Source organism: Magnetospirillum sp. XM-1, assembly GCF_001511835.1.
In the GTDB taxonomy this organism is placed as follows: domain Bacteria; phylum Pseudomonadota; class Alphaproteobacteria; order Rhodospirillales; family Magnetospirillaceae; genus Phaeospirillum.
In genome coordinates, this window is the sequence record NZ_LN997848.1 from 1 (window position 1) to 12,043 (window position 12,043).

General features: G+C 67.7%; 7 protein-coding genes. 4 read left to right on the forward strand and 3 right to left on the reverse strand.

Going from position 1 to position 12,043, the window contains the following annotated elements; genetic code table 11:
• The first annotated feature begins 283 nt into the window (after positions 1-283).
• The 4 genes from dnaA (at position 284) to gyrB (ending at position 6,674) form a co-directional block, all read left to right on the forward strand.
• Positions 284-1,687 (forward strand): chromosomal replication initiator protein DnaA, encoded by a 1,404-nt coding sequence (gene dnaA, locus XM1_RS00005; RefSeq protein WP_068427854.1) that lies wholly within the window; start codon positions 284-286, stop codon positions 1,685-1,687.
• A gap of 243 nt (positions 1,688-1,930) precedes the next feature.
• Positions 1,931-3,049, forward strand: coding sequence for a DNA polymerase III subunit beta (dnaN, locus tag XM1_RS00010; RefSeq protein ID WP_068427856.1), 1,119 nt, complete (start codon positions 1,931-1,933; stop codon positions 3,047-3,049).
• Positions 3,046-4,224: a DNA replication/repair protein RecF gene (gene recF, locus XM1_RS00015; protein ID WP_068427859.1), complete on the forward strand. Its 1,179-nt coding sequence runs from the start codon at positions 3,046-3,048 to the stop codon at positions 4,222-4,224. Before dnaN ends, recF begins: the two co-directional genes overlap by 4 nt.
• Positions 4,224-6,674: a DNA topoisomerase (ATP-hydrolyzing) subunit B gene (gene gyrB / locus XM1_RS00020; RefSeq protein WP_068427862.1), complete on the forward strand. Its 2,451-nt coding sequence runs from the start codon at positions 4,224-4,226 to the stop codon at positions 6,672-6,674. The genes recF and gyrB overlap by 1 nt, the downstream gene beginning before the upstream one ends.
• 225 nt (positions 6,675-6,899) lie before the next feature.
• Here the strand turns inward: gyrB and XM1_RS00025 are convergent, their stop codons facing one another.
• Genes XM1_RS00025 through XM1_RS24745 form a run of 3 tightly spaced genes read right to left on the reverse strand, consistent with a single transcriptional unit; the run spans position 6,900 to position 11,661 of the window.
• Positions 6,900-8,678, reverse strand: a complete 1,779-nt coding sequence (locus tag XM1_RS00025; RefSeq protein ID WP_068427865.1) for a glycoside hydrolase family 15 protein — start codon at positions 8,676-8,678, stop codon at positions 6,900-6,902.
• A complete protein-coding gene (otsB, locus tag XM1_RS24740) occupies positions 8,675-9,424 on the reverse strand; it encodes a trehalose-phosphatase (protein ID WP_231920626.1) in 750 nt (249 codons plus the stop codon). The genes XM1_RS00025 and otsB overlap by 4 nt, the downstream gene beginning before the upstream one ends.
• On the reverse strand, positions 9,421-11,661 hold the full coding sequence (locus XM1_RS24745) for a trehalose-6-phosphate synthase (protein WP_068427867.1): 2,241 nt from the start codon (positions 11,659-11,661) through the stop codon (positions 9,421-9,423). The genes otsB and XM1_RS24745 overlap by 4 nt, the downstream gene beginning before the upstream one ends.
• Positions 11,662-12,043 lie beyond the last annotated feature (382 nt).

The window sequence follows — 12,043 nt, forward strand, 5'->3', positions numbered from 1 at the left end:
TTTTTTATTTATTCTCTGCCTCACACGACTGTGTGAAGCAGATCACAGCCCGTTGATGACTTTTTGTAATATGGATGGTCGGACATATTTACAGGCTGGGTACTCCAGAGTATGACTCGGCCCGGCCGATGTCAGGGGAGGCAAAGGTCGCATGCGAGCGGGGCGCAAGCTTCGCTGGGAGGGGAGCCCAACGCATGGCGCCGCAAAGGTAGAGCGAGGGACGGTGTCGTGATCAAGGTTTCACGGCGCCGTGGGACGGTGGGCTAAGGATTCGGGGACGGCAATGGTAAAATCTGAATGGGATCGCGTGAAGGTCAGGCTGAAGGACGAGGTCGGCGACGCCGCTTATCGTTCCTGGCTGCGCCCCATCACCCTGCACGGCATGAGTGACGACGCCGTCAAGCTGGCGCTGCCCACCCGCTTCATGCGCGACTGGGTCAACACCCATTACGCCGAACGCATTCGCACCCTGTGGGGCGCGGAGAACCCCGCCATCCGCAACGTCGAAATCGTCGTCGAGGCCGCCCGCGCCGTCTCCGCCGCCAAGACCGCCCCCCCCCAGGCGGCCGCAATCGCCGCCGCTCCCAAGGCCGCCCCTGTCGAGACGCCCCGTCCCGCCGCCCCGTGCGCCCCCGCCGCCGCGCCGGCCGCCGATGCCGACGAACTGGGCGCGCCGCTGGACACCCGCTTCACCTTCAAGAATTTCGTGGTGGGCAAGCCCAACGAATTCGCCTGGGCCGCCGCCCGGCGCGTGGCCGAGGCCGACCAGGTCTCGTTCAACCCGCTGTTCCTCTATGGCGGCGTCGGCCTGGGCAAGACCCATCTGATGCACGCCATCGCCCACCACATCCGCGAGCGCAACCCCGAGCGCTCGGTGCTGTACCTCTCGGCCGAGAAGTTCATGTACCGCTTCATCCGGGCGCTCAGGGGCCAGGACACCATGTCGTTCAAGGAGCAGTTCCGCTCCGTCGACGTGCTGATGATCGACGACGTGCAGTTCATCGCCGGCAAGGACGCCACCCAGGAGGAGTTCTTCCACACCTTCAACGCCCTGGTGGACCAGGGCAGCCAGATCGTCATCTCGGCCGACAAGTCGCCGTCGGACCTGGAAGGCATCGAGGAGCGCCTGCGCTCGCGCATGGCCTGCGGCCTGGTGGCCGACATCCACGCCACCACCTACGAGCTGCGCCTCGGCATCCTGCAGTCCAAGGCCGAGCAGATGGGCGTCATCGTGCCCCAGAAGGTCATGGAATTCCTGGCCCACAAGATCATCTCCAACGTCCGCGAGCTGGAGGGCGCGCTGAACCGCGTGGTCGCCCATTCCCAGCTGGTGGGCCGCACCATCACGCTCGAGACCACCCAGGAAGTGCTGCACGACCTGCTGCGCGCCTCGGACCGCCGGATCACCATCGAGGAGATCCAGAAGAAGGTCGCCGAGCACTTCACCATCAAGCTGGCGGAAATGTCCTCGGCCCGGCGCTCGCGCCAGGTGGCTCGTCCCCGCCAGATCGCCATGTACCTGGCCAAGCAGCTGACCTCGCGCTCGCTCCCCGAGATCGGCCGCAAGTTCGGCGGCCGCGACCACACCACCGTCATGCACGCGGTGAAAAAGGTCGAGGAGCTGAAGGAAGTGGACCAGAACTTCGCCGAGGACGTGGAACTGCTGCGCCGCATGCTGCAGGGATAGGGAACCCTCCAGGCGGCACGCCAGGGCGGGCAGGATGCCCGCGCCCCAAACACGTCGCATTTTCCCCTGGAGCGCGGCCGTCTCGGCCGCATTTGCCGTGGCCGCTCCCACCGCCATGCAACAAGCGTCCCAGCCCCTCTCCCCGCCCCCGAAATCGCTTTTGGACTCCGGCGCCTGTGATATACTGCCCAACCCTGCCTGAAGGGGGGCAGTAACGAATCATATGGGTATCAGCAGAACGCCATGAAACTGACCATCGAGCGCGCCGCGCTGTTGAAGTCGCTGGCCCACGTCCAGAGCGTCGTCGAACGCCGGACCACCATTCCGATCCTGTCCAACGTCAAGCTCGAGGGCCGTTCAGGCCTTCTGTCGCTGAACGCCACCGACATGGATCTCGACATCATCGAATCGGTGCCCGCCGACGTGGTCCGCCCCGGCGCCACCACCGCCCCGGCCCACACCTTCTACGAGATCGTGCGCAAGCTGCCCGACGGCAGCCAGGTGGAGATCGAGCATGATTCCGAAAGCGGCCAGCTGACGCTGCGCTCGGGGCGCTCCAAGTTCTCGCTGGCCTGCCTGCCGGTCGAGGATTTCCCGGTCCTGTCGGGCGGCGACCTGCCGTTCAGCTTCTCGCTCTCGGCGGCCGAGCTGAAGACCCTGATCGACCGCACCCGCTTCGCCATCTCGACGGAAGAGACCCGCTACTACCTGAACGGCATCTACCTGCATGCCGCCAAGGCGGACGGCGTGGACGTGCTGCGCGCCGTGGCCACCGACGGCCATCGTCTGGCCCGGGTGGAGATCACCCTGCCCGACGGCGCCGCCGGCATGCCCGGCATCATCGTGCCCCGAAAGACCGTGGCCGAGATCCGCAAGCTGATCGACGAGACCGACGGCGAGATCACCGTGTCGCTGTCCGAGACCAAGCTGAAGTTCGCCTTCGGCGACGCCGTGCTGACGTCGAAGCTGATCGACGGCACCTTCCCCGATTACGAACGGGTGATCCCCGCCGACAACGACAAGGTGCTGGTGGTCGACTGCAAGAGCTTCGCCCAGGCCGTCGACCGCGTTTCGGCCATCTCCACCGAGAAGAGCCGGGCCATCAAGCTGGCGCTCGAAAAGGGCAGCGCCACCCTGTCCGCCTCCAGCGCCGAAAACGGCAGCGCCGTGGAAGAGATCGAGGCCGACTACACCTCGACGCCGCTCGAGATCGGCTTCAACTCGCGCTACCTGATGGATATCCTGGCCCAGGTGGAGGGCGACACCGCCCGCTTCGCCATGGCCGACGCCGCCTCGCCCACCGTGGTGCGCGAGATGACCGATGGCGGCGCTGTCTACGTGCTGATGCCCATGCGGGTGTGATCGGCGTTCCGGTGCCCCATACGGAAACCGAGCGGCCGGCGATCCGCCGCCTGTCGCTCGCGGATTTCCGCTGTTATCGGACGCTACGCCTCGAGACGGACAACCGTCCGGTGGTACTGACGGGGCCCAACGGCGCCGGCAAGACCAACATCCTCGAGGCTTTGTCCTTCCTGGTTCCGGGCCGCGGCCTGCGCCGCGCCGGGGCGGCGGACATCACCCGCCACGGATTGCCGGCCGGATCGCCTTGGGCGGTGGCGGCAAGCCTGGACGGGCCGGCGGGACGGGTGGAGATCGGAACGGGCCGCGAGGCCGGACACGAACGCCGCTCGGTGCGCATCGACGGCAAGCCGGCCAAGCCCGGCGATCTGGCCGGACTGGTTTCGGCGCTGTGGCTGACCCCGGCCATGGACCGCCTGTTCATCGAGGGGGCGAGCGGACGGCGGCGTTTCCTTGACCGCCTGGTGTTCGGGCTGGTCGCCGGCCATGGGGCCGAATCGGGGGCCTACGAGCACGCCATGCGCGAACGCACCCGCCTGATGCGGGCCGCCCGCGACGGCGGGCCGAGGACGGACCCGGCCTGGATCGCGGCGCTGGAAGAGGGCATGGCCCGCCATGGCGCCAGGATCGCCCAGGCCCGGGTCGAGACCATCGCCCGCCTGGACGCGGCCTGCCGCGCCGGATTGGGGCCGTTTCCCGCCGCCGGGCTGAGGGTGGAGGGCGAGATCGAGGGCTGGCTGGCCTCAGGCGCCTCTCCCGACGAGGCCGAGGACAGGTTCAAAAGCGCGCTGCGATTCGCGCGCGCGCGCGACGAGGCGGCCGGGGCCGCCACCATGGGTCCGCACCGTTCGGACCTCTTGGTGCGCCACGTGCCCAAGGATTTGCCGGCGGGGCAATGCTCCACCGGCGAGCAGAAGGCGGTTCTGGTGTCCATCGTGCTGGCCCAGGGCCGGGTCCAGGACCAGACGGGCGGGCGGGCGCCGCTGCTGCTGCTGGACGAGGTGGCGGCCCATCTGGACGAGGTCCGGCGCGCCGCCCTGTACGACGAGCTTTGCGCACTGAAGGCGCAGAGCTGGATGACCGGAACCGACGCGCTGCTGTTCGCCGGTTTCGGAGAAAGGGCCCAGTTTTTCCGGGTGACCGACGCCACGGTCGCCCCAGACAAGGTAATGACGTGATGAGCACCGAACCCATGACCCCCAACGATCCCCACGCCAGCGCGAACGGAGCCGAGGAATACGGCGCCGGATCGATCCAGGTGCTGCGCGGTCTGGAAGCGGTGCGCAAGCGTCCCGGCATGTATATCGGCGACACCGACGACGGGTCGGGCCTGCACCGCATGATCTACGAGGCGGTGGACAACGCCGTCGACGAGATCATGAACGGCTTCGGCGACCGCTGCGACGTGGTGCTGAACGCCGACGGCTCGGTGCTGGTCACCGACAACGGCCGCGGCATCCCGGTGGACATCCACCCCGAGGAAGGCATCTCGGCCGCCGAGGTGGCGCTGACCAAGCTGCACGCCGGCGGTAAGTTCGAGCAGAACTCCAACCGCATCTCGTCGGGTCTGCACGGCGTCGGCATCTCGGTGGTCAACGCGCTGTCGGAATGGCTGGAACTGCGCATCTGGCGCCACGGCAAGGAGCACTTCATGCGCTTCCGCCACGGCGAGCCCGAGGCGCCGCTGGCCGTGGTGGGCGAGTGCGGCGACCGCACCGGCACCCAGGTGGTCTTCCTGCCCTCCAAGGGCACCTTCTCCCACACCGATTTCGATTTCGACACGGTGGAGCACCGGCTGCGCGAACTGGCCTTCCTCAACTCGCGCGCCACCCTGATGCTGAAGGACGAGCGCCACGCCGAGACGGCCGAGGTCCTGCTGCACTACGAAGGCGGCGTCCAGGCCTTCGTCCAGTGGCTGGACCGCTCCAAGGAGGCGCTGCACGCCCCCATCCTGGTGGCCGCCGAGAAGGACGTGGTGCGCCTGGAACTGTCCATGGAATGGACCGACAGCTACCACGAGACCTGTCTGTGCTTCACCAACAACGTGCCGCAGAAGGACGGCGGCACCCATCTGGCCGGTTTCCGCGCCGCGCTGACGCGCACCATCAACGCCTATGCCAACGAATCGGGCATCGCCAAGAAGGAAAAGGTCAACCTGGCCGGCGACGACATGCGCGAGGGCCTGACCTGCGTGCTGTCGGTCAAGATGCCCGACCCCAAGTTCTCGTCCCAGGCCAAGGAGAAGCTGGTCTCCTCCGAAGTCCGCCCGCTGGTCGAGAACCTGGTGGGCGAGAAGCTGGCCGAGTGGTTCGAGGAGCACCCGGCCGAAGCCCGCAAGGTGGTCACCAAGGTGGTCGAGGCCGCCGCCGCCCGCGAGGCGGCCAGGAAGGCCCGCGAACTGACGCGCCGCAAGGGCGTGCTCGACATCGCCACCCTGCCGGGCAAGCTGGCCGATTGCCAGGAACGCGACCCGGCGCTGTCCGAACTGTTCATCGTCGAGGGTGACTCGGCCGGCGGCTCCGCCAAGCAGGGGCGCAACCGCGCCAACCAGGCCATCCTGCCCCTGAAGGGCAAGATCCTCAACGTGGAGCGGGCCCGCTTCGACAAGATGCTGTCCTCGGCCGAGATCGGCACCCTGATCGCCGCCATGGGCACCGGCATCGGCCGCGAGGATTTCAACGTCGACAAGGCGCGCTACCACAAGATCATCATCATGACCGACGCGGACGTGGACGGTTCCCACATCCGCACCCTGCTGCTGACCTTCTTCTATCGCCAGATGCCCGAGCTGATCGAGCGCGGCTACCTCTACATCGCCCAGCCGCCGCTGTATCGCGCCAAGCGCGGCCAGTCCGAGGTCTATCTCAAGGACGATAGGGCGCTGGAGGAATACCTGATCGACGGCGGCCTGTCCGACGCCGTGCTGAATCTGGCCGACGGCACACAAGTGGCCGCCGCCGACCTGCGCGCCCTGGTCGAGCAGTCCCGCGCCGTGCGGAACCTGCTCAACCCGCTGGCCCGGCGCCTGCCGCTGAAATTGGTGGAACAGGCGGCCATCGCCGACGCCCTGGATTCCGCCCTGCTCACCGACGCCACCCGTGGCCCGGTCGTGGCCGAGGCCCTGGCCAACCGCCTGGACGCCCTGGAATCCGACCTGGAGCGCGGCTGGGCCGGCACCTGGGTGGAGGGCGACGGCTACACCTTCGCCCGCACGCTGCGCGGCGTCACCGAGACCCACCACCTGGATTCGGCGGTGATCCGCTCGGCCGAGGCGCGCCGCCTGCACGACCTGGCGCCCCGCCTGCGCGAGACCTTCGAGCGCGCCGCCTCCCTGATGGTCAAGGAGCGGGAAGTCGTGCTGGCCGGCCCCGTCGCCCTGGTCGCCGCCGTGATGGACACCGGCCGCAAGGGCATCGCCATCCAGCGCTACAAGGGCCTGGGCGAGATGAACCCGGAACAGCTGTGGGAAACCACCCTGGACCCCCAGGTGCGCTCGCTCCTCCAGGTCAAGGTGGCCCAGGCCGACGACGCCGAACAGGTGTTCTCCACCCTGATGGGCGACGTGGTCGAACCGCGCCGCGACTTCATCCAGACCAACGCGCTGAAGGTCTCGAACCTGGACGTGTAGGGTGTTTGTCGGGTGACGCATAACCCGCAAACGCGGCCCATAACGCGCTAATTCTTGACGCGTAATGTGCAAAGGCCGCCCCGAATGGGGCGGCCTTTGGCGTTCCTTGGAATCCACATTGCCGGGGAGAGAGCTATCCTTGCCTGCTCTTGCGGCTCGTGGCCTGTTTCACCGATCGTTTCCGCTCAGAGGTTGGGCACAGCCTCCCCGGCATTCCCCGGCATGTCAGAACGCTTCCTCCCAACTCCGGGACAGCCGCATGGCGCAATTGATCAGGCCGACCATGGAATAGGTCTGGGGGAAATTGCCCCACAATTCGCCGCTGCGCGGATCGATGTCCTCGGACAGGAGGCCTAGGAGATTGCGCCGGGCCAGCACGGTCTCGAACAGGGTCCGGGCCTCGTCCAGGCGCCCCTGCGCCGCCAGGGCGTCGATGTACCAGAAGACGCAGATGACGAAGGCGGTGGCAGGCCGGCCGAAATCGTCCTCGGCCACGTAGCGGTAGAGGAAATCGCCGACCCGCAGACTGGCCGCCACCGCGTTCACCGTGGCGGCGAAGCGGGGATCGTCGGCGGCCAGGAAGTCCACCTCGTGCAGCAGCAGCAAGGTGGCGTCCAGCTCGTTTCCGCCGAAGGTGGAGACGAAGGTCCCCATCTCCTCGTTCCACGCCCGGGCCGAGATGATGGAATGCAGGCGGTCGGCCTCCTTGCGCCAATAGACGGCCCGGTCGGACTGGCCGATATGGCGGGCGATCTTCGCCAGCCGGTCGCAGGCCGCCCAGCACATCACCGACGAGAAGGTATGGACCGAGGCGATGGTGCGCAGTTCCCACGGGCCGGCGTCGGGCTTGTCGAAGACGGCGACGGCGCGCCCGCCCAGGCGTTCCAGCTGCTCGAACATGGCCGTGTTGCCGGGATGGGACAGGCGCTGGTCGAAGAAGGCGTGGGTCGAGGCCAACACCACGCTACCGTAGACGTCGTTCTGAATCTGGACATGGGCCTGGTTGCCCACCCGCACCGGGCCGAAACCGCGATAGCCCGTCAGATGAGGAATGGCGAACTCGTCGATGGAGGTGTCGCGGGTGATGCCGTAGACCGGGCGCAGCTCGCCTTCGTCCGCCTCCTCGACGATGTCGTTGATGAAGCGCAGATAGTCTTCCATGGTCCGCGTCACCCCCAGGCGGTTCAGCGCGTGGATGACGAAATAGGCGTCGCGCAGCCAGCAGAAGCGGTAATCCCAGTTGCGCTGGGTGGCGGGCGCCTCGGGAATCGAGGTGGTCAGGGCGGCGACGATGGCCCCGGTCTCCTCGAAATTGCACAGCTTGAGGGTGATGGCGGCGCGGATCACCGCGTCCTGCCATTCAAAGGGAATCGACAGCGAGCGCACCCAACTGCGCCAATGCTCCAGCGTGCGCTCGAACAGGTCGCGCGCCGTGGTCTCCACTCCGGCCTGCAGGCTCTCGTCGCTGCCCAGCAGCAGGTCGATGGGGCGGTCAAGGACGAAGGGCCGTTCCTCGGTGATGTAGGAGACCGGGGCATTGGTGGTCAGCCGCAGCGTCAGGGCGGGAGAGACGTAGCGCAGATGGTTGCTGCCCCGGGTGACCTGCGGCTTCAGTCCGCCATTCTCGAAGCCCGGCCGCAGCCGGATCAGGATGCGGGGCCGCCCCTGCACCGGCCGGATGCGCCGCACGATCATCGGCGGCCGGAAGATCCGTTCATAGAGGGCGAAGCGCGGCGCGAAGTCGATCACTTCGGCCACTCCGCCGTGATGGTCGTAGAGCATGGTGCGCAGGATGGCCGAATTGGGCAGGTAGGCCTGTTCGGAATGCAGCTGGTCCACCAGCCCGACCGAGAACAATCCGTCGGCCGTGCCGTCATTAAGCAGGGCGTTGAACACGGCATCCCCGTCGATCCTGGGAAAGCACCCCCAGACGATGGTGGCCTGAGGGTCGACCAGGGCGGCGATGTTGCAGTTTCCGATGACGCCGAGATCAAGGGTGCTCATGGCCGTTCTCCCGCCAATGCGATGTTCAGTTCCACCAACCACCGGCGCATGGTCTCGGGGTCGGCAATACGGAAGCGGGCGCGGGTCGCGCCGCCGCCCACGTGGATGGACAGGCCGCCCATGCCGTTGACGGCGGCGAATCCGCTTTCGTCGGTGACGTCGTCGCCGGCGAAGACCGGACGGCGGCCGGCATAGGGGGGCAGCCCCATGAAATGGGCGATGGCCGTCCCCTTGGCCGTGCCGGCGGGGATGATCTCGATCACCGATTTTCCCTCCAGCAGGCTGAGCGGCGGCAGGCCCGCCCCGAGAACGCCGGCGGCCAGGGCGCGCGCCTCGCGCTCCAGTTCCGGCGCCCCCCGGTAATGCAGGGCCAGCGACAGGGCCTTGCGCTCCACCCGAATGCCGGGAAGCCGGCCGATGCCGGCGCCGATCCGCGCGGCGACCTCGTCGACCCAACCCGCCGGGGGAATGAAGAGGGTGTCGCCGTGCCGCCATTCCGCCCCGTGGCAGCCGACCGCATCCGGCTTTCCGGGAAAAAACCGGTCGATACCGTCGAGGCCGCGTCCGCTGACCAGGGCCAGCGCCCCGCCGAATCTCCGCCTCAGGTCGTCGAGCAAGGGGGGAAGAAAATCGGGCACCCGGACGTCACCGGGGCTGGGCGCCATGTCGAGCAGGGTCCCGTCGATGTCCAGGAACATCGCCCAGCCGGCGGCATCGGCCATGGGCGGAAGAGTGCCGCGGGTCATGGCGCGTCGTCCTCGACGGCGGCCCGGCTGGCGGCGGCGATGCGGTGCTCGATGTTGCGGCGCTTGCGTATCCGGGCGGCGTCCAACAGCATCCGCCCGGCCCAGAAGTAGATGTTGTTCTCCCCCACCATCTCGCGCATCAGCCGCATGCGCTCGTGGCGCTGCTCGGGCTGCATGGACAGGCCTGCGTGCAACGCCTCGCCCATGGCCTGGATATCGTAGGGATTGACGATCAGCGCCTCGCGCAATTCCCTGGACGCCCCGGCGAAGGTGGACAGGATCAACACCCCATCCTCGTCGTCGCGGGCGGCGACGAATTCCTTGGCTACCAGGTTCATGCCGTCGTGCAGGCTGGAGACCAGGCAGACGTCGGCGGCGCGGAACAGGGTGAACACCTCGTCCGACTCGTGGTGCCGGGACACCAGGATGATGGGCGACCAGCCGTCGCGGCCGAAGCGGGCGTTGACCGCCCGGGCGGCCTCTTCCGCTTCGGACTGGGTGTCGCGGTAGGCGGGGAGGCGCGAGCGGGTGGGGGCGGCGACCTGAAGCAGGGTGAAGCGGCCGATCCATTCGGGATGGGCCGTCAGCAGGCTTTCCACCGCGCGGAAGCGGTCGGTGATGCCCTTGGTGTAGTCGAAGCGCTCCACCCCCACCGTCAGCTTGGTTCCCGCGGCGATGCCGTATCTGGTCCGCACGCTCTCGCGGCACTCGTCGGCCGGCGGCTGGCTGGCCAGGGCGGCCGGCGGCCATTCGATGGAGATGGGATAGGGCCGGACCAGGGTGGTGCTGTCGCCGGCCCGGATGCTGTTGTGCTCGCGGTCCATGTGGCACTCCAGAAAGCGGTCCACCGAGTCCTGGAAGTTGATGCAATGGAATTGGGTATGGAAGCCCAGGATGGAAGACCCCAGCAGCCCGGACAGGATCTCCTCCTTCCAGGGGCAGATGCTGAACACCTCGGGATTGGGCCAGGGGATGTGCCAGAAGGTGATGATGGTCGCCTCGGGCAGCCTTTCGCGCACCATCCGGGGCAGCAGGGCGAAGTGGTAGTCCTGGACCAGCACCACCGGATTGGGGGTGCGGGCCTCGGCCGCCACCGCGTCGGCGAACTTCCGGTTGACCGCCACGTACTGCTCCCAATCCGAGGCACGGAAGGCAGGGCGGACAAAGGCGATGTGGCACAGCGGCCACATCCCTTCGTTGGCGAAGCCGTAGTAATAGCCGTCCTGCTCCTCGTCGGACAACCACAGGCGGCGAAGCGTGTAGGCCGGGGCGTCCGGCGGAACCTGGATGTGGTCCTGGCCGTCCACCGTGGCCTGGTCGGCCGAACCGCTGCCATGGGCGATCCAGGTGCCGCCGCAGGCCCGCATGATGGGCTCCAGCGCCGTCACCAGGCCGCTGGCCGGGCGCTGCATCACCACCTTGTCGCCGTCCCGGTTATGGATGTAAGGCTCGCGGTTGGAGACCACCATCACCTCGGCGCCGGGCAGTTCGTCGCGCAGCACGCGGCGCAGGCTGTCGGGACACCACTCGATGCGGATCGCCTCGTTCAGGGCGCGCGGCATGTCGAGATCGCGCAGCATCTTGCGCATTTCGCGGACCAGCGGCGCCACCTCGGACGGCATGGCGGAATCGTCCTTGCCGTCGCCTGGCCCCGACAACCCCTTGCGCACCGCCCGAACCCAGCCGCGCAGGGTCAGGCGCGCCACCACCACGGTCACCGCCGCCGCCCCCAGGCCCAATAGGCCGAGGAATGCGGCGAGGTAAAGCTCGGCGCTGTCGCTGCGCTTCTCGATGAACCTGAGGTCGTGCAGGATGACCAGATGCCCCATCTCGGAATCATCCGGGGCCAAGGCGAAGGTGGCCACCAGGACCGGTCCGCTGCTCAGACGCTCCACCGTGAAGACGTGGCCCTGCCCGGGCGGCGGCGGACAGGCCAACTCCGCGGGCCAGTCGGCGGAACGCTGCAGCAGACGGCCGTCGCCCAGGCACAGCCCCAGCGCCAGCAGCCGCTCATCCTGGGTGATGTGCCGGAACATGTCGCCGATCTTGCGCTCGGCCTTGGTGGCGATCAGGCCCTTGACCGATTCCGAGATGGAGTTGAACACCAGTTGCGAGCGCATTTCCACGTCGACCCGGAACCAGCGCTCCACCAGCGCGCCCACCAGCGGCGCCGTCCCCCAGGCAATGCAGCCCAGAACCACCATGAGGGGGAGGGCGAAGCGGATTGCCATTGGCATGGACCTTCTCCTATGACGGCCTTGGACGGAACGAGACAGAAGGGGCGTCCCGTCAGCGGCGTTGGAGGAAGCAACGGACTCGGGCGAGCCGGCGAGGAAGCCCGGCCCCGGTCACAATTCAACGTTTTCGATGAGGCTGATTGGATGCGCAAATTATGGCGACAAAATGGCCCAGGTGAGACAAGCGACCTCGGCGCGCCGGCCGCCACTCGCAGCCCATGCGTCGAAGCCGCCGCCGATTTGCTGGATTCTGGGGCGACGGATACCCGCCACCACCACCATTGCTTCCAATGGGTCAGGGCGTGTGACTTTGCGGATTATGCGTCATCCGACAGGGGCCCCTGCCCCGTCCCCCCCTGATCACGGCGCCCTCTCGGAAAAG

What these genes read in the sequence shown, in the direction of transcription:
- dnaA (WP_068427854.1), top strand. Translation starts at nt 284, where the DNA reads ATGGTAAAATCTGAATGGGATCGCGTGAAGGTCAGGCTGAAGGACGAG.
- dnaN (WP_068427856.1), top strand. Translation starts at nt 1,931, where the DNA reads ATGAAACTGACCATCGAGCGCGCCGCGCTGTTGAAGTCGCTGGCCCAC.
- gyrB (WP_068427862.1), top strand. Translation starts at nt 4,224, where the DNA reads ATGAGCACCGAACCCATGACCCCCAACGATCCCCACGCCAGCGCGAAC.
- XM1_RS00025 (WP_068427865.1), bottom strand. Translation starts at nt 8,678, where the DNA reads ATGAGCACCCTTGATCTCGGCGTCATCGGAAACTGCAACATCGCCGCC.
- otsB (WP_231920626.1), bottom strand. Translation starts at nt 9,424, where the DNA reads ATGACCCGCGGCACTCTTCCGCCCATGGCCGATGCCGCCGGCTGGGCG.
- XM1_RS24745 (WP_068427867.1), bottom strand. Translation starts at nt 11,661, where the DNA reads ATGCCAATGGCAATCCGCTTCGCCCTCCCCCTCATGGTGGTTCTGGGC.